Below are 19563 nucleotides of genomic sequence, written 5' to 3' on the forward strand. Positions count from 1 at the left end.
CTGCAAATTTTCAACCTCCAAGGTTAATCCGCTTAAAAGGGATAGCAACTATACAACCATATCATCATCACCGCAACCTGCTGCATAAAGGCTGAACTAAGGGGAAAACGGAGATTCAACCTAATATTTAACGAAAATCGGGACATGTACACTGAGCGATGGATATAGAGTGGTTGGTAAGACCAAGATCACATACAGGCTGAGCGATGGGGATAGCGGCCATACGACCCAAATACCAACGTATACGCACAGATTGACTGAGAAAAGGGGATAGTGGGGATACAATTGTATGGAGCATTAGACCTCCGTCTGCCACTGAGTCGAGGGGATAACAACAGAAAAAGCACCTAGCTAACAGACAGAGCTGCTGGGCTAGGTGCTTGTTTCAATGAAGATCATTATTTGCCGGTGTGGCCAAAGCCGCCTTCGCCGCGAACGGTTTCCGAAAGCTCGGACACTTCTTCCAGCTTGACTTGGGGGACTTGCTGGAAAACCATCTGAGCAATGCGTTCGCCGCGCTCGATCGTGAAGGGCTGCTGACCTAAGTTAATGAGCAGCACTTTTACTTCGCCGCGATAGTCTGCATCGATCGTCCCTGGCGAATTCAAGCATGTAATTCCGTGCTTGAATGCCAAGCCGCTGCGAGGCCGTATTTGCGCCTCAAGTTCACGAGGCATTGCCATTGCGAATCCTGTTGGAATAAGCGCTCGCTCTCCAGGCGCTAACACGAATGGCTCTGCAACCGCAGCATGCAAATCAAATCCTGCCGCCCATTCTGACATTTGGCGCGGCAAGCTAACATCTTCATTCCCCGGTAGTCTCTTCAACTGAATTGGATACAACGAATTCCCTCCCGATTCCCGACAGCACTTTCTCATTCGCGCCTACAAGTGCAACCGCACAAGGCTGCGCCATCATCGATTCCATAATATCGCTTAGATCGGACAATTGAACTTGGTCTATTCGCTCCAGCATTTCATCCAAAGTATAATGCCGGCCTAGCATCAGCTCATTTTTCCCCAGTCGGTTCATGCGACTGCTGGTGCTTTCCAAGCTTAAGATCAAATTCCCTTTTAACTGCTCCTTGCCGCGCGAGAGCTCCGCCTCGCTTAAACCTGTCGCAGCAATATCATTCAACAATTCCATCGTAATATCATAAACGTCTTTCGTTTGCTTCGGCGCCGTTCCCGCATATACGGTGAACAATCCGCTATCCGCATAAGATGTATGATAAGAATAAACGGAATAAGCTAAGCCGCGTTTTTCCCGGATTTCTTGGAACAACCGCGAACTCATCCCACCGCCGATGGTATTGTTAAGCAAGATCATTGCATACAAGTTAGGGGCTTGGATCGAACTACCCGGGAAAGTCAAGCAAAGATGATTTTGCTCTGTTTTCTTACGGTGGAACAACGATTGCGAATGAAAAGTCGGAATTTCCAATACAGAATCTTTACCTCTAACATCAAATCGCCCAAAATGTTGCTCCAGCAGTTCAAGCACTTCTTCTCCGACGTTTCCCGCCACGCTGATAACCGTGTTATCGATACGATAACGCTCATTCATATATTGGCGAAGATCGTTCGAGCCCATTGCGTTCAAGCGTTCGGCTGTCCCGAGTATGGAGTAGGCTAATGGATGATCGTGATAAGCCGCACGGGAAGCCAGATCGTGAACGGTATCATCCGGCGTATCTTCGTACATCGAAATTTCTTCGAGGATAACGTTCTTTTCTTTCGCAAGCTCGGCATCTGCCATCTGGGACTCGAAGAACATATCCGACAAAATGTCTACCGCGATCGGCAGGTGCTGATCCAGTACTTTAGCATAGTAACACGTGTACTCTTTGGACGTGAACGCATTCACGTTGCCTCCGATTCCGTCGAAACGATCGGCTATATCTTTTGCGCTATGTCGATTTGTCCCCTTGAACAGCATGTGTTCAATGAAGTGGGATATTCCATTGTTATCTAAATCTTCATAACGGGAACCGGTTTTGACCCAGATACCGAACGATACCGACCGACAAGTCGGGATAGATTCAATCATTACGCGCAAACCATTCTTCAGCTGATACTTGTTCATCCGATTTCCCCCTTTACTGAATACCTAACGAACAGTGATACAACTATATCAAATTCCGACATCTGTCACAACCGATCGTCCACCCGATCCGTAGACAATGTCTCCGACACGGTACCTAATTCATAGCCTTTTCCTTTGATCACCTTGATCATTCCGCTTAACGCCTGCTGCGAGGTTGAAGTAGGATGCAATAAAATCAAAGTGCCCGCAGTTACTTTACGAGATACTTTAGCGATGACCGTTGATGGCTCGGGTTTCATCCAATCAACCGTATCCAAAGTCCACAACACCGTGCGAAGCCCATATTCCGACGCCACTTTGACCGTATTTTCATTAAAGTCCCCAGACGGAGGAGCAAACCATACATTTTTAGCGCCCAACGTTTTCAATAACGCTTCCGTTCTGCCGATTTCTTCTCGTTGTTTAGCCGCGCTAAGCTTGCTCATATCCGGATGGGTATACGCGTGATTGGATACTTCGTGGCCTTGAGCGATGATGTTCTTTGCAGTATCCATATGTTTAGCCAACCACGATCCATCGAAGAAAAAGGTCGCTTTAACGCCGTTTTTTTTCAGAGTATCGAGCATCAGCTGTAGGTATTCGTCCCCCCAGGCTACATTAATCATGAGAGCGACCATCGGTTTGGCCGGGTTTCCTCTGTAGATAGGTTCAACGGGTAAATCCTGCAAACCGATCTTCGGTTTGACGGCATGATAAATCCATGGAAATCCCTTGTCGTTGCCTGGGGCCGAACCGAATAATTTCGCTTTAACATAAGTTGCCCGCACATCTACGACACGTCCGTCGTAACCGGGAATTGCTTTCCAAACCCTGTCGATTACCGCGTTAACCGGAGGCTGGTTATGCTTGGCCGCTTGTGATTGTATCCAATTCATTAATTGGTCTTCGGCGATAGCGCCATTCGCCGGCACCGGTGCCGCAGCAACATTCGATTGAGGTTTGACAGCTTGTATATAAGGCTGTAGGGGTCCGTAAGTCCCCGCTAATAGTACGGCTGACAAGCATAAAATCATGGTCGCCAGTATGCTTATAGGTATCTTTCTTCTCAAACTGCTCACCCCCGTCTTGTCCCGAATCCCTGCCTCATCCTATGCCGGGATAACAAGCTTTATGAGTGAGCATCCCTTGGAAAGCCCTCATTTATGCAAAACAAAAAGAGACTTTCTTGTTGGAGTCTCTTTTGTCCATCCTATGCGTTTGTATTCCGGGTTATACCGACACTTGCTCCGAGTTGAGCAAAGCTTTGCGGGATAGATTGATACGGCCCATATTATCGATCTCCGTTACTTTCACTTCGATCTGGTCTCCGATATTCACGACGTCTTCCACCTTCGCCACTCGTTCGTTGGCCAATTGGCTGATATGGATTAGCCCGTCTTTATTCGGAAGAATTTCGACGAAGCAGCCGAATTTCTCGATCCGTTTAACCGTTCCGGTATAGACTTCACCGACGACAACCTCTTTCACGATCCCTTCGATGATTCCGCGGGCGCGTTGGTTTGCAGCTTCGTCCGTAGAAGCGATGTACACCGTACCGTCTTGTTCGATATCGATTTTCACGCCGGTTTCTTCAATAATTTTATTGATGATTTTACCGCCGGAGCCGATAACATCCCGAATTTTGTCCGGATGAATTTTGAGCGAAATAATTTTCGGAGCATATTTGCTCAGTTGTTTGCGCGGCTCTTGGATCGTTTCGAGCATTTTACCCAAAATGAACATCCGACCTTCTTTGGCTTGAGCCAAAGCATCGGTAAGAATTTGACGGTCGATTCCGTCGATCTTGATATCCATTTGGATTGCCGTAATTCCGGCTGCCGTTCCCGCGACCTTAAAGTCCATATCGCCGAGGTGATCTTCCATCCCTTGAATATCGGTCAGAATAGAAGTGTGCTCTCCGTCTTTGATCAATCCCATCGCAACGCCGGCAACAGGTGCTTTGATCGGAACTCCAGCATCCATCATGGCCAAGGTGCTAGCGCAAATGCTCGCTTGGGAGGTAGAACCGTTCGATTCCAGAACCTCGGACACTAAGCGAATCGTGTAAGGGAATTCCACTTCGGAAGGCAGCACTTTAAGCAGAGCCCGTTCGCCCAATGCTCCATGCCCGATTTCGCGACGGCCTGGCGGACGCAAAGGACGTGCCTCGCCCACGGAAAATGGCGGGAAGTTATAGTGATGCATGAACCGTTTCGATTCTTGCGGGCTAATTCCATCCAAGATTTGCACTTCGCCAAGCGGTCCTAACGTACAAATGCTCAGTGCTTGAGTTTGACCACGAGTGAATAAACCGGAACCGTGCGTACGCGGAAGAATCGACGTATCGCTGGAAATCGGGCGGATTTCAGCCAGACCGCGGCCATCAGGACGTACTTTGTCATGCGTAATGAGACGACGGACTTCGTTCTTCACGATATCGTACAATACTTCTTTAACGTCTTTGAGTTTGCTCGGCGTTTCGGCATATGCTTCGCCAAAATGCTCGACCGTCTCGCCATTAATGGCATCGATTGCCTCTTGACGAGCATGCTTCTCGGAGATGCTGACAGCTTGTACTAATCGAGCTTGCGCGTAAGCTTTCACATCGGATTCCACATCCGCATCTACGCTATGAAGCTTGACTTCCATCTTCGGTTGGCCTGCGACAGCAACCAGTTGGTCGATCGTGTCCACGATTTTCTTAATTTCATCATGACCGAACATGATCGCTTCCAGCATATCCGTTTCAGAAACTTCATTGGCTTCCGCCTCAACCATCATGATCGCGTCCCGCGTACCGGCTACGACAACGAACAGATCCGAGATCTCTTCTTGCGCTTGCGTAGGGTTCACGACAAATTTGCCGTCAACGCGACCTACGATTACGCCTCCGACTGGACCGTTAAACGGTACATTCGAGATAGAAAGAGCTGCGGACGTTCCGATCATCGCTGCGATTTCAGGCGAACAATCTTGATCAACGCTGAGCACGAGATTCACGATTTGAACATCGTTACGGAAACCTTCCGAAAATAATGGACGAATCGGGCGATCCGTTAAGCGGCTGGAGAGAATCGCTTTCTCGCTTGGACGCCCTTCCCGTTTAATAAAACCGCCGGGAATTTTACCTACTGCATATAACCGTTCTTCATAGTTAACAGTAAGCGGGAAAAAATCAAGATCCTTCGGCTCATTAGAAGCCGTGACAGTGGACAGAACCACTGTATCTCCGTAGCGAACGACAACTGCTCCATTCGCTTGCTTAGCCAAGCGCCCCGTTTCCAAAGCAAACGAGCGACCGCCCAGCAACATTTCAACGCGTTGTTCCAAGCCTATTCCCTCCTCTAGTGCGAGCTTCGCCCGTCACTTCTTCCAAGTAGACCAAGGCGATGCATAACGCTCGCGATCGATTCACCTTGGGCAAATAACTTTATGTAATTTCGACACTCTTCCCATTATTTCCTGCCAAACCCTTGCTTAGGCATCTAGCGGTTAGGATTTGTATCCCTTATATGGGAAAAAGCAACCTGATGCCGAAAAGGGCTTTGAGCCCCATTCGGCGTGGCCAGGTTGCTTTCGTGCGGGTAAAAAATTAACGGCGAAGTCCCAATTTTGCAATCAGGGCACTATACCGGCTAACATCTTTGTTTTTCAAGTATGCTAGCAACTTACGGCGTTGACCAACCATCTTGAGCAAACCACGGCGGGAGTGATGATCTTTCTTGTGCTCCCTGAAGTGTGTTGTCAGATTGTTGATGTTCTGCGTAAGGATAGCAATTTGGACTTCCGGGGAACCGGTGTCCGTAGCATGCGTCTTATGCTCTTCGATCAATTCTTGTTTACGTTCTTGTGTCAATGCCATCCTTGTTCACCTCCTTCTTTAGAATCGCCATTAACCTAGCTGGCGTCGGTGAGCACGCTTTGCCAAGTTAAGGTTCATATTGTGCAAATCCAGTTGGAATTACTCCATCTGACAGCAACGTCATAAAGTATAGCACATTGTTAGGCTCCGGCACAATGCCAAAGTATACGATGTCCGTCTAACTAACCGAAAAGAGATCTCTAGCTCTTGCAGAGTCGCTTGAGATTTGAGCGACAAGCTGATCTATGGATTCGAATTTCTTCTCCGCGCGTAGGAACGAACGGAAAGTAAGCGCTAATTGTCTTCCATACAAATCGCCGTCAAAATCAAACAAATGAGCCTCTAGCTTAAGCGCGCCTCCGGGAGCATCGAACGTTGGCCGGTAGCCAACGTTAAGCACTCCATTGTAACGGTTTTCGCAATCACCCGATTCGGATAATACATCGATATGAATCGCGTATACTCCCGAACGGGGAATGACGTAAGACTGTTCCGATGACAAGTTTGCGGTCGGGAAGCCTAGGAGGCGACCTCTTGCGTCCCCGTGAACGACCTCGCCTTTAATGACATAAGGACGACCGAGCAGATGGGTTGCTTCCTGACATTCACCTTCGGCTAACCGGTCACGAATTCGGGTACTGCTCACCTTGTCCCCTTCAAGGAACACCGGAGAAACTACCTGAACCTGTATTTCACCGTTTCCGTACAGACTAAGCGTTTCGGCTTTGCCTTCTCCTCGGTATCCGAAAGCGAAATCAAAGCCCACGGTCGTCGCTTTAACGCCCAAAGGGTTAATCAACGTCTGAACGAACCGTTCCGCCGTCACTTCGGAGAACGCGCGATCAAACTTAATGATATAGGCCGCTTCAACGCCGAGCTCGGATAACAAGCTTAACTTGTCGGAAAGCGGCGTAAGCACCGTTTGATATTCCGAGCCTTGGCCTAGAACGGCTCTGGGATGCGGGTCAAAGGTCATAACCGCAGGCACAAGCCCCTGTTCCCGCGCCAAAGCAACCGCTTGACGAACGACTTCTTGATGGCCTAGGTGCACGCCGTCAAAAAAACCGATCGCGAGCGATATGCCCTGTTCTTTCCGTGCTCCTTCGGGGAGATCCCCCGTAACGTTCGCTATTGATAGATCAAACCGTTCCACTTGATGTCCTCCTGCTTAATCGGACTGACTGTCGCTTAACGGTCCATCCGAAGTGTGAAACACTTTTACCGGACGCACCGTCTCCCGATTCTCGTCGACAGAGAACAATCCGAGAAATACCCCATCCGACCGGTAAAGCTTCAATAAACCTGCGTTGCCAGGAGGAGGCTGCAGATTTGCGGCTCCAATCCTCTTGCCCTGAAGCGCATGCAACGATTCCGGATAAGCTGCGGTAGCAGCGGGAATCGTAGTAAGCAACGCATCGGGAACCAACATCTTTTCTCTTAAGCTCCCTTGTTCCAGTAAATCTGGAATTTGTTCCAACGTAACGCAATGTTCTTGTTTAATGCCTGCGCTTTCCGTTCGAACTAGCTCGGTCATCACTGCGGGTACGCTTAATTTACGACCGATATCCACGCATAAAGTCCGTATGTAAGTGCCTTTGGAACAGGTAACGGAAAATGTAAGCTCCGGTACTTGTCCCTCCACCACGTTCAAAATGTCGATATCGTAAATATGAACTCGTCTGGATGCCCGTTCGACGGTAATCCCTTGACGCGCCAAATCGTACAAACGCTGACCATTGACCTTCACAGCCGATACCATAGGCGGGATCTGATCGATCTCGCCGATGAAGGCTAGTGCGGCTTCGATCATCATCGGTCGCGTCAAATGCGACGCATCCATCTGTTCGGTGACATTGCCGCTTAAATCTTCCGTGTCCGTAGCGGTTCCAAATCGCAATGTTGCCCGATAAGTCTTGGGCAACTCTTGCAAGTATTCAACGAACCGGGTAGATCGTCCAATACAAAGGGGTAGAACTCCCGTTACGGCGGGATCGAGTGTGCCAGTATGTCCAATCCTTCGCTCGCGAAGTAATCCTCGCGCTTTGGCTACGACGTCATGCGACGTCCAACCGGCAGGCTTCCAGATGGCTAGAACACCTTCCCAATTTTGCCCCGTCGGTTGATTCATTGTTCATCCAACGCTTTCTGCACGTAAGCGACAACTTGAGTAATGACGTCGGGCAATGGCTCCGTTAGCCTGCAACCCGCAGCGCGGACGTGTCCGCCGCCTCCGAAGTGCTGGGCTACCGCAGCAACGTTAATCCGCCCCGCGGAACGCAAGCTCACTTTCACGGAGTCCTGGTCGTTCTGCTTGAACAACATGCCGACCTCCACGCCTTCGACGTTCCTTGGGTAATTAACCAAGCCTTCCAAATCCTCGTTCGTCGCACCTGACTCTTCGAGATCCTCGGAATTGACCCACACCCAAGCAATGCGTTGATCTCCACTAAAGGAAAGGCGGGACAATCCGCGTTGAATAATGCGGAGTTGTCCCGTTGTCATCCGTTCTAGAAGATGCTCGGCCAATTCCGGACCGTTCACTCCCGCCTCCAGCAATCGAGATGCCATTGACATCACTAACGGACTCGTATTGGAATACCGGAAGCCCCCGGTATCGGTCAGCAGCCCGGTATAAATTGCCGTCGCAACGTCTGAATCCAATTGCAGCTCCAGTTCATCAATCAATTCGAACAAGATCTCAGCGGTTGCGGCCGCATGAAATTTCATCAAATTCACGAGGCCATAACCGTCATTGGTTGGATGGTGATCAATGTTCAGTAGCTCTGCTTCCGGAGAAAACCATTCGTTGGTCTTGCCTACCCGACTGAAATCGGCGCAATCCACGCAAATGACGTTGCGATATTGCCGAATAGGTGCATTCCCGTCTCCGTTTAAAGTATGGATTTCCGAGCTTTTCCACAGAAATTGAAGCCGAGAAGGCACGGAGCCTTCATTCAGCATCGTATACTTCTTGCCGAGCTTCTCCAGTAACCAACCAGTGGCAACTGTCGAGCTTATCGCATCACCATCGGGCTGCACATGAGAAACGATAAGAAAGTCGTCTCTTTCACGAATGAAAGCGACCGCTTCCTTCAATTCTTTGGCCCACATGCTTATTCCCCCTAGCCCGCCTAAGACTCCAAAGAATCTTTGTTAATTTTCGCCAATATCGATTCGATATGACTACCATAAGCAATGGAACTGTCAAATCGGAACTCCATAACCGGCGTATGGCGCAGCTTCACCCGACGCCCCAGCTCGGAACGCAAAAATCCGTTCGCTCTCCCGATTGCCTTAAGCGTCTCTTCCTTCTGCTCTTCGCTTCCTAAGATGCTCAGATACACTCTTGCGAGCGACAGATCATTGGTTACGTCTACTCCGGTTACGGTAATGAAACCGATACGAGGATCTTTCAGCTCCGTCTGGATGATGGAGCTGATCTCCTTCTTAATCTGTTCGCCGACCCGTCCGACTCGAAATTTGGCCATTCAGATCCCACCTTGCTAGCTGTTATTAACGCTCTACGGATTCCATTACGAAGGCTTCAATAATATCGCCTTGTTGCAAATCATTGTATTTATCCAACGTAATTCCGCATTCATATCCTTCCGAAACTTCCTTCGCATCATCCTTGAATCTCTTGAGGGAATCGATTTTGCCTGTGTAGACAACGATTCCTCCGCGAGTGAGGCGAGCTTCGGCGTTGCGGGCGATTTTGCCGTCGATAACCATACAACCGGCAATCGTGCCGACTTTGGTCACTTTGAACGTCTCGCGTACTTCCGCATGTCCGGTTACTCTTTCCTTGAATACCGGATCGAGCATTCCTTTCATCGCATGTTCGATTTCCTCGATCACTTTGTAGATGATCGAATGCAAACGAACGTCGACTTTCTCTTGCTCTGCAATGCCTTGAGCACGAGGTTCTGGGCGAACGTTGAAACCAACGACGATCGCAGAGGATGCGGAAGCCAAAATAATATCGGACTCCGTAACCGCGCCTACGCCGCTATAGATCGTGCGAACGCGTACGCCTTCGATTTCGATTTTCTCGAGCGAGCCTTTGAGAGCCTCAAGAGAACCTTGAACGTCGGCTTTAAGGATAACGTTAAGCTCCTTGATATCGCCTTCTTTGATTTTGCTGAACAGATCTTCAAGCGTAACTGTTTGGTTAGCTTTCATCTGCGACTGGCGCGTCTTAATCGAACGCTTATCGGCAATCTCACGTGCTTTGCGCTCGTCTTCGAACACCATGAACGGATCTCCGGCTTGCGGAACTTCGGTCAGACCGGTAATTTCCACCGGTGTCGAAGGACCCGCTTCCTTGATACGACGGCCACGATCGTTCGTCATCGCGCGAATCCGGCCGAAGCAGTCGCCCGCCACGAACGCGTCGCCCACTTTGAGCGTTCCGTTCTGAACGAGAATACGGGCAACAGGACCTTTACCTTTGTCGAGCTCGGCTTCCATAACGGTACCGCGAGCTCTCTTGTCCGGGTTCGCTTTGTAATCGTTAACCTCGGCTACGAGGAGGATCATTTCAAGCAAACCGTCCAGGTTGATCCGTTGTTTAGCGGATACTTCGACGAAAATCGTGTCTCCGCCCCACTCTTCTTGAACAAGACCGTATTCTGTCAATTCTTGCTTAACTTTATCCGAGTTAGCGCCCGGTTTGTCGATTTTATTAACGGCAACGATAATCGGTACGTTAGCTGCTTTCGCATGGGCGATCGCTTCAACGGTTTGTGGCATAACGCCATCATCCGCGGCTACGACGAGAATCGTAATATCTGTAACTTGAGCACCGCGTGCACGCATCGTCGTGAACGCTTCATGACCAGGCGTATCCAGGAAGGAGATCTTCTTGCCGTTGATCTCGACTTGGTAAGCACCGATATGTTGCGTAATTCCGCCCGCTTCGCCAATGGCAACCTTCGTCTCGCGGATTGCATCGAGCAACGTTGTTTTACCATGGTCGACGTGACCCATGATCGTAACAACCGGAGGACGAGGCTCAAGAGCATCCGGATCGTCATTTTCTTCGATCGTCTCGAATTGAGTATCCTCGACTACGATTTTCACTTCCACTTCAACGCCATACTCCCCAATAACGAGCAGAACGGTGTCGAGATCGAGATCTTGGTTGATGGTAGCCATAACGCCCATCAGTAATAGCTTCTTAATAACCTCGGAAGCATCCTTATGGAGCAATTTGGCCAATTCGCCAACGGTCATGTTACCGCGAACGATAACTTTCTTAGGCGTATTGTCGATTTTCTCGCGTGGAGGCTGATTGCCTTTGCGAGCGTTTTTGCCGCCTTTGCCTCTAGGACCTCTGAAGTTGGTTCTGCCGTCATCGAAGCGGCTATTGTTGTCTTTGCGTTTGCCTGCTGCACCCGGACCGCCTGTGCCGCGATTGAAATCTCCATCGGAACGAGATTTCTCGCCAGGACGTCCGCCGCGAGCGCCAGCTGCAGAAGGAGCTGGGCTACGGCCTGCACCTACACCTTGGCCAGGACGGGCTGTTGCTGCGCTACTCGTACCGCCGAAACCGCCACCTTGACCGCCTTGCGGACGGTTGCCGCCACTGCTATATCCGCCTTGGCCGCCTTGGCCTTGCGGACGGTTGCTGCTGTACCCGCCGTGGCCGCCGTGGCCTTGCGGACGGTTGCTGCTGTAACCGCCTTGGCCGCCTTGGCCTTGCGGACGGTTGCTGCTGTACCCGCCGTGGCCGCCGTGGCCTTGCGGACGGTTGCTGCTGTAACCGCCTTGGCCGCCTTGGCCTTGCGGACGGTTGTTGCTGTACCCACCTTGGCCGCCTTGGCCTTGCGGACGATTGCTGCTGTATCCGCCTTGGCCGCCTTGGCCTTGCGGACGATTGCTGCTGTACCCGCCTTGGCCGCCTTGGCCTTGCGGACGATTACTGCTGTACCCGCCTTGGCCGCCTTGGCCTTGCGGACGGTTGCTGCTGTACCCGCCGTGGCCGCCGTGGCCTTGCGGACGGTTGCTGCTGTAACCGCCTTGGCCGCCTTGGCCTTGCGGACGGTTGCTGCTGTACCCGCCGTGGCCGCCGTGGCCTTGCGGACGGTTGCTGCTGTAACCGCCTTGGCCGCCTTGGCCTTGCGGACGGTTGCTGCTGTACCCGCCTTGGCCGCCTTGGCCTTGCGGACGGTTGTTGCTGTACCCACCTTGGCCGCCTTGGCCTTGCGGACGGTTGCTGCTGTATCCGCCTTGACCTTGCGGACGATTGCCACCTTCGCGTTGGTTGTATCCGCCTTGACCTTGTGGACGTGGCGTATGTCCTTGCGATGGAGCTGGCGCCGAAGCTGCAGGTGTCGAACTTACCGTTGGCGCAGCAGCAGGAGCCGCGGAAGCGGGAGCTGTTGGAGCTGGCGCAACTTGAGGAGCTGCCGCAGCAGGTGTTGGTGCAGGAGCCGCTGGACGCGCTTGCTGCTGTTGCTCTTGATTACTTGCTGCTGGCGCTGGCGAAGAAGCCGGCGCGCTTGCTTGCGTGCGACGTTCGGTTGCAGGTGCCTGAGTTGATTGGGCCGCTGGCTTTGAAGCTTGGGCCATTTTCGCAGCCGCATTCGCTTTAATATCGCGGAAAAACTTCTCTACCGCTCCGGTCATTCCGTCTTCCATGACGCTCATGTGGTTGTTGACCGGCATGTTCTGTCTCTTCAATATCGTTATTACCTCTTTGCTGCTCATGTTGAGCTGTTTAGCGTATTCGTAAACTCTGAGCTTATCCTTGTTTTCCGTATTATCTTGTTTACTCAATATTCTCCACCTCCGAATGATGACCCCAACCGACCGATAGCATGTCGGCAAAGCCCCGATCCGTTACAGCGAATAGTACACGCTCGGGCTTGCCTACGGCAGATCCCAGTTCGAATCGGGTAAAACCTACTAACAATGGAACGCCGTAACTTTTGCATTTATCCGTTATTTTCTTCGTCGTATTATCCGAAGCATCGCCAGCGAGCAAGACAAGTTTAGCTTCACCCGATCTAATCGCTTTGAGCACGACTTCTTCTCCGCTAATCAGCTTGCCTGCTCTAGTCGCCAACCCTAATCGGGATAGAACCTTATTCCCCTTCGTCATCGTCCTGAGCAAGCTCCTTGTTAGCCTGAAACTCCTCTTCCACTTGAATGAAATCGGATTCCAGACGATCATATATCTCCACATCGACCGGCGTCTTCAAAGCACGCTCGAATGCTTTTGACTTTTTGGCCAGCTTGAAGCACGAGACTTTGCCGCATAAGTAAGCGCCGCGTCCAGGCTTTTTGCCGCTTAGATCGATTTGAATTTCCCCTACGGGAGAACGAACGATCCGTATGAGTTCCTTCTTCGCCATCATTTGCTGACAGGCGACACATTTGCGTTGCGGTATCTTTCTCGGTCTCAAGGCGATCCCCCTCAGTCGATGGATACGCTGTCCTGGTGCATCGTAGCTCCGGTTGATTTCGGACGCCCGTATTCCTGCTCCGCCTGCGTTTCGCTCTTGATATCGATTTTCCAGCCCGTCAGCTTCGCGGCAAGACGAGCGTTCTGGCCTTTAATGCCGATCGCAAGGGAAAGCTGATAGTCCGGAACGATAACGCGAGCCATCTTCTCGGATTCGAACACGAGCACTTCCAGCACTTTGGATGGACTCAATGCATTCGCTACATATTCATCTATCGATTCCGACCATCTTACGATGTCGATTTTCTCGCCCTTAAGCTCCGTTACGATCGATTGAACGCGAATTCCGCGTTGACCGACGCAAGAACCAACCGGATCCACTTCCTCGTTACGGGAATAGACGGCGATCTTGGAACGGAAACCCGCTTCGCGCGCAACTGAACGAATTTCTACCGTGCCGTCGAAAATTTCAGGCACTTCAAGCTCGAACAATCTTTTGAGCAAACCCGGGTGAGTACGGGATAAAATGATTTGCGGGCCTTTGCTCGTGTTCTCCACTTTCGTGATAAAGGATTTAACGCGATCTCCTTGCTTGAACTTGTCGGTTGGCATTAACTCGGTTAAAGGTAACGCCGCTTCTACTTTGCCAAGATCGACATATAAATTGCGCAAATCCATCCGTTGCACGATACCGGTTACGATATCTTGCTCTTTATCTACGAAAGCATGATAAATGAGTCCGCGCTCTGCTTCGCGAATCCGTTGCGTAACGACTTGCTTCGCCGTTTGGGCGGCGATACGGCCGAAGTCACGCGGTGTAACTTCAATCTCGGCAATATCATCCAACTGATAATGCGGATTTATTGCCCTTGCTGCTTCCAACGAAATCTCCAGACGCGGATCAAGCATTTCTTCCACGATTGTCTTACGAGCGTATACTTTAATTTGCCCCGTTGTCCGGTTGATATCGACGCGAACATTCTGGGCCGTATTAAAGTTACGCTTGTAGCTGGAGATAAGTGCCGCTTCGATAGCTTCGATCAGGACGTCTTTGCTAATGCCCTTCTCGCGCTCGATTTCGGACAGCGCTTCGATGAACTCCATGCTCATGTCTTGATTGATTCCTCCTCATTGTGCGCGAAATCGTACTGCGTTATTTTCGCGTTTGCGCATTTTAATGTTAGGGTTATTAGAAAACGATGGCCAGCCTTGCGGAAGCCACTTTATCGTAAGGGATGGCATGTTTACGTCGTCCGACCACTACAATCATCGTCGTTCCGTCGAACTCGTCCAGCCTTCCTTCAAACTCTTTGGCTCCGTCAATCTTCTCGTAGGTCGTCACGAACACATGTTTACCTATCGATTTGGTTACATCCTCCGCCTTCTTAAGCGGACGCTCCGCTCCAGGCGAGCTTACTTCCAGGAAATACGCTTCCTCGATCGGATCCAGCTCATCCAGCTTAACGCTTACGAATTCGGAAACGCGGCCGCAATCGTCAATATCGATGCCGCCTTCCTTATCTACGTATATGCGCAAAAACCAGTTGCTACCTTCCTTCACGTATTCCACGTCCACCAATTCCAACTCGTGCTCCTCAAGGTAGGAGGCCGCGAAGTTTTCCACGATGGATTTGATTTGCGCTGAATTCAATAGGGTTTACCTCCGATGCTCCAAATGGATTCCTGCAGCCTTTGATAACCGTAAAGACCCGCAGACAAAACGGAAAGAGTGGGTTTCCCCACTCTTCTGCAGACAGTGATATCCACATGATTACCAAAATTAATATAACATAACCTTAAAGCCGCTGGCAACCACAACTTTCCTGCCCCTGAGCCTCTCTCATCCCTAGAACAGCATGAGTTGATTGGATTCCGGCAGCCCTCTGAAGGTACCTAATCCGGTCAATACTTCCACGATTGTTTTACTAGCTTTAGACCGTTGTTGGAAGTCCTCGATCGACAGGAAGTCCCCTTCGGAACGGGATGCGGCGATGTTGCGCGCCGCGTTCTCGCCGACTCCGGCAATCGCTCCGAAAGGCGGGATCAAGCTGTCTCCGTCGATAATAAATCGGGTCGCTTCGGATCGGTAGAGATCGACCGATTTGAACTTAAACCCGCGGGCCGTCATCTCGAGTCCCATCTCCAGAATCGAGATCATGCTCTTTTCTTTCGTCGTCGCTTGGAAACCTTTTCCCTCGATCTCCAGCAGCATCTTCAAGATCGCGTCATACCCTTGGCAAAATAATTCCACGTCGAAATCGGCCGCACGAACCGAATAGTACGTCGCATAATATTCAATCGGATAATAAAGTTTGAAATAGGCAGTGCGGACTGCCGAAATGACGTATGCCGCGGCATGGGCTTTCGGGAACATGTACTCGATGCGCAGACAAGAGTCAATGTACCATTGCGGCACCTTGCATCTCTTCATCTCTTCGATCCACTCCGGCGTAAGCCCTCTGCCTTTCCGAACGCTTTCCGTAATTTTGAACGCAAGCGATGCATCCATTCCGGCTTTATAAATGAGAAACAACATGATATCGTCCCGACAGCCGATTACCGTCTTAATCGTGCAAGTATTATTCTTGATCAATTCTTGCGCATTGCCGAGCCATACGCCCGTTCCATGAGAGAGTCCCGAGATTTGCAGCAAATCGGCGAAAGAGGACGGCTTCGTCTCTTCAAGCATCTGCCTTACGAAACGGGTCCCCATCTCCGGCACGCCGAAGGTAGCGACGGGGGATCGAATTTGCTGCGGGCTGACGCCTAGCGCCGTCACGGAGTTGAACATGCTCATGACTTTCGGGTCGTTCATAGGAATCGTAGTCGGGTCTACCCCGGTCAAATCCTGTAGCATCCGCATCATGGTCGGATCATCGTGTCCCAGAATATCGAGTTTCAATAGATTATCCTCGAAGGCATGATAATCGAAGTGGGTCGTTTTCCACTCCGAGTTTTTATCGTCCGCAGGAAACTGCACCGGAGTGACATCTTCCACTTCGATGTAATCTGGAACGACGACGATCCCCCCCGGATGCTGACCCGTGCTACGTTTAACTCCCGTACAGCCGGCAGCCAATCGATTCAGCTCCGCGCCCCGCCAGGATTTCCCTTGTTCTTCCTCATACTTCTTCGTAAAGCCGAACGCGGTTTTCTCCGCCACCGTTCCTATCGTGCCCGCGCGAAAAACGCCTTTCTCGCCGAACATCTCCTTCGTGAAATTATGAGCAGTCGGCTGATACTCGCCCGAGAAATTCAAATCGATATCGGGAACTTTATCTCCTTTGAATCCGAGGAAAGTTTCGAAAGGAATATCTTGACCCTCGCCTTTCATATTCGTAGAGCAATGAGGACAAGCCTTGTTCGGCAAATCGAACCCGCTTGGCACGCTACCATCAAGAAACCATTCGCTATGCTTGCATTCGGGATTCACGCAGAGATAATGCGCCGGAAGCGGATTGACTTCGGAAATGCCCAAGAACATGGCGACGACGGAAGAGCCTACGGATCCCCTTGATCCAACAAGATATCCGTCTTTGTTGGATTTCTTCACAAGCTTCTCGGAAATCAGATAGTTTGCCGAGAATCCGAACTTGATGATTGGAACCAGCTCTTTCTCCAGCCTGTCGATAACAAGCTGCGGCAAGTCGTCCCCGTACATACTCTTCGCGGTTTCGTAGCACGTATTGCGAATTTCGTCATCCGCGCCCTCGATAATCGGGGTGAACAGCTTGTCCGGAAACAGCTTGATTTCCTCGAACCGATCCGCTAGCTCGGAAGTGTTCTTCACGACCACTTCATAAGCTTTCTCCGCCCCAAGAAACTGGAACGCCTCCAGCATTTCCGCGGTCGTGCGGAAATGCGCGTCCGGCTTGCGTTGGTCTTTGAGGGGGCTGAACCCGGTTATTCCATGAATGGTAATATCCCGGAATATTTTCTCGCGAGGAACAAGATAATGAACGTTCCCCGTAGCAATAACCGGTTTAGTAAGCTTCTCTCCGATTCTGCAGATGCGACGAAGCGCTTCTTCTAGCGCGCTGCGGCTAGCGACAAGCCCTTTGTCTAGTAAGTGCAAATAGAAATCGATAGGCTGAACCTCAAGCACATCGTAGAATGCCGCCACGTCTTCGGCTTCTTCCTGCGATTTGTTGAGCACGGTCTCGAACAGCTCGCCCTTCTCGCAGCCCGATATGACTAGCAAACCTTCACGATGCTCGATCAGCTTGCTCTTCGGAATACAAGCTACGCGGTTTAGATAATCCGTATGGGATAAGGAAATGAGCTTAAACAAGTTTTTCTTGCCGACCGCGTTCAGCGCATATATGCCGCAATGGAACGGACGGGTCGTTTTCCAACTATTCTCGTTAACCTCATTCAACGCATTTAATTCCGTAACGCCCCGGGCCAAAGCATCCTTCAGCAAACCTGTCAGTATGCCGCCTAGCGCAATTGTATCGTCGATAGCTCTATGGTGATTTTCTAAAGAAACCTTGTACAAGGAAGCCAGCGTATTCAATCTATGGTTTTTCATCGTTGGATGAAGGAATCTCGCCAGCTCTAGCGTATCCAATGCCGGATTCGTTAACGGAGGCAGTCCATGTTGCTTACAAGCTTCCTGCATGAATCCTATGTCGAACCGCGCGTTATGCGCGACAAGAATAGCATCACCGATAAATTCAATGAATTCCTTCAGCTTTGGCTCCAGCTCCGGCGCATCCTTGACCATGTCATCCGTAATGTTCGTTAACTGCTGGATGTTATACGGAATCGGCTCATGAGGATTAACGAACGTTTCGAAGCGTTCGGTTTCCTGACCATTTACCATCTTGATGCCGGCAAGCTCGATGATCTTGTTATTCGTTACCGAAAGTCCGGTCGTCTCGATATCGAAGACAACGTACTCAGCGTCGGCCAAGCTCTGCTCCCTAGGTTGAATAACCATTGGCACGGCATCGTTTACCACGTTCGCTTCGACGCCGAACATGACTTTAATGCCATGCTTCTTGCCCGCTTTAGCCGCATCCGGAAAACATTGGACGTTCGCGTGGTCGGTCACCGCGATCGCCTTGTGCCCCCACTTAGCCGCTGTTTTGATATAAGTGTCAACGGGAGTGACCGCATCCATCGTGCTCATCGTCGTATGCAGATGGAACTCGACCCGCTTTTCTTCAGCCGTATCCTTTGGCTCCGGTGGCGCGACAATCTCGCGAATGTCGTTCGGAAACATGACGAGCTCGGGAGGATTAAGGAACCGATCGTATTCGATCTTGCCCCGCATTTTAACCCACTTGCCGTTCGCCAGCAGACTAAGCATCTTAACGTCTTCCTTGTTCTTGCCGAAAATCTTGATCGACAATGAATCCGTGAAATCCGTAATGTAACATTGGAATAACGTACTTCCCGTTCTAAGCTCCTTCGTCTCCAGACCGAAAATGACGCCTTGAACGGTAACCTTCTTCTCTTCCTCGCGAATTTCTTGGATCGGCATGGCCTGGTCTTTGATTTCATATCCGTGTGCCAGTATTTGCGGAGGTTCGCCACCTTCTTCGGCTGGTGCTTCCTCCCTAACGCTAGCCATCAATTGCTCGATTGCGTCTCGGTTTTCTTGCTCGATTTTTTGCGTGAACTCGTTATAGGTTTCCGGAGTCGTTTCCCCTACCGTCAGCTTAACCCGGCAAGAGCGCTGAAACCGTTCTTCGAAGAAACGTGCGGCGAACACGTCGATTTCTTTTTTCTTCGCCAACCCTAAATTCGTGTCGTTCAGCAACGTGATCGCGAGAACATCGCCCTCGACTCCGACGTCCGCTTTCGCGAGCCAACCGTTGACCGAAGCGATCTCCTGTTGCATCCCTTCCACGAATACCGGCCAATACTCCTTCACGATGTTATCGTTCGAGACGGATTGTCCGTATCGGATAATGATCTTAATGTCGGCGATATGTCCTAGCTTAGCCTTAACCCTCTCCGTAAAACCGGAATAAATAGTTTTAGGCAGCAGTACATCCTTGCCAATATATATCGTCCATTCCTTGCTGGAACGGCTGATTTCCACCTTCTCGATCTGTCCGTCCCGAAAATGTTGCCCTAACCACTCGGTCGGCAGCTCCGCTTGTTGCAGTAGCACCTCGAACCGTTTACGCCCATCTTCCGTCGGTTGCATCGCCGCATTCCTCTCCTGTCCCACTACCCGGTAAATATAAAAGCTTCC

General features: G+C 50.7%; 15 protein-coding genes. All 15 read right to left on the reverse strand.

The genetic code is table 11. The features are described 5' to 3' along the window. Positions 1–398 precede the first annotated feature (398 nt). The 15 genes from dut to L3D05_RS14785 all read right to left on the reverse strand — a co-directional run bounded on the left by dut (position 399) and on the right by L3D05_RS14785 (position 19515). A complete protein-coding gene (gene dut / locus L3D05_RS14715) occupies positions 399–842 on the reverse strand; it encodes a dUTP diphosphatase (protein ID WP_239616958.1) in 444 nt (147 codons plus the stop codon). Continuing rightward, the gene (locus L3D05_RS14720; RefSeq protein WP_239616960.1) at positions 805–2085 is read right to left on the reverse strand and encodes a M16 family metallopeptidase; all 1281 of its coding nucleotides are present in this window, start codon (positions 2083–2085) and stop codon (positions 805–807) included. The genes dut and L3D05_RS14720 overlap by 38 nt, the downstream gene beginning before the upstream one ends. A gap of 65 nt (positions 2086–2150) precedes the next feature. Beyond that, on the reverse strand, positions 2151–3119 hold the full coding sequence (locus tag L3D05_RS14725) for a polysaccharide deacetylase family protein (RefSeq protein ID WP_439647952.1): 969 nt from the start codon (positions 3117–3119) through the stop codon (positions 2151–2153). A gap of 196 nt (positions 3120–3315) precedes the next feature. Next, entirely contained in the window at positions 3316–5415 is a 2100-nt protein-coding gene (gene pnp, locus L3D05_RS14730; RefSeq protein WP_239616963.1) for a polyribonucleotide nucleotidyltransferase, read from the reverse strand. A gap of 262 nt (positions 5416–5677) precedes the next feature. Continuing rightward, positions 5678–5947, reverse strand: coding sequence for a 30S ribosomal protein S15 (rpsO, locus tag L3D05_RS14735; protein WP_120976316.1), 270 nt, complete (start codon positions 5945–5947; stop codon positions 5678–5680). A 178-nt stretch (positions 5948–6125) separates the two neighbouring features. Further along, positions 6126–7100 (reverse strand): bifunctional riboflavin kinase/FAD synthetase, encoded by a 975-nt coding sequence (locus L3D05_RS14740; protein ID WP_239616965.1) that lies wholly within the window; start codon positions 7098–7100, stop codon positions 6126–6128. A gap of 15 nt (positions 7101–7115) precedes the next feature. Beyond that, on the reverse strand, positions 7116–8075 hold the full coding sequence (gene truB, locus L3D05_RS14745) for a tRNA pseudouridine(55) synthase TruB (RefSeq protein ID WP_239616967.1): 960 nt from the start codon (positions 8073–8075) through the stop codon (positions 7116–7118). Then, a complete protein-coding gene (locus L3D05_RS14750) occupies positions 8072–9064 on the reverse strand; it encodes a DHH family phosphoesterase (RefSeq protein WP_439647953.1) in 993 nt (330 codons plus the stop codon). The genes truB and L3D05_RS14750 overlap by 4 nt, the downstream gene beginning before the upstream one ends. Positions 9065–9078: 14 nt before the next feature. Continuing rightward, a complete protein-coding gene (rbfA, locus tag L3D05_RS14755; protein ID WP_239616970.1) occupies positions 9079–9435 on the reverse strand; it encodes a 30S ribosome-binding factor RbfA in 357 nt (118 codons plus the stop codon). A gap of 25 nt (positions 9436–9460) precedes the next feature. Next, entirely contained in the window at positions 9461–12727 is a 3267-nt protein-coding gene (gene infB / locus L3D05_RS14760) for a translation initiation factor IF-2 (RefSeq protein WP_239616971.1), read from the reverse strand. Then, complete coding sequence (locus L3D05_RS14765; protein WP_239616973.1) at positions 12720–13052, reverse strand: YlxQ family RNA-binding protein; 333 nt, start codon at positions 13050–13052, stop codon at positions 12720–12722. Before L3D05_RS14765 ends, infB begins: the two co-directional genes overlap by 8 nt. Beyond that, positions 13036–13356: an RNase P modulator RnpM gene (gene rnpM / locus L3D05_RS14770; protein ID WP_255807532.1), complete on the reverse strand. Its 321-nt coding sequence runs from the start codon at positions 13354–13356 to the stop codon at positions 13036–13038. Before rnpM ends, L3D05_RS14765 begins: the two co-directional genes overlap by 17 nt. An 11-nt stretch (positions 13357–13367) precedes the next feature. Next, positions 13368–14465 (reverse strand): transcription termination factor NusA, encoded by a 1098-nt coding sequence (gene nusA / locus L3D05_RS14775; protein WP_239616974.1) that lies wholly within the window; start codon positions 14463–14465, stop codon positions 13368–13370. A gap of 79 nt (positions 14466–14544) precedes the next feature. Further along, positions 14545–15006 (reverse strand): ribosome maturation factor RimP, encoded by a 462-nt coding sequence (rimP, locus tag L3D05_RS14780; protein ID WP_239616975.1) that lies wholly within the window; start codon positions 15004–15006, stop codon positions 14545–14547. A gap of 195 nt (positions 15007–15201) precedes the next feature. Further along, a complete protein-coding gene (locus L3D05_RS14785; protein WP_239616977.1) occupies positions 15202–19515 on the reverse strand; it encodes a PolC-type DNA polymerase III in 4314 nt (1437 codons plus the stop codon). Positions 19516–19563: the final 48 nt, after the last annotated feature.

This window comes from Cohnella mopanensis (assembly GCF_022352055.1).
Lineage (GTDB): Bacteria > Bacillota > Bacilli > Paenibacillales > Paenibacillaceae > Cohnella > Cohnella mopanensis.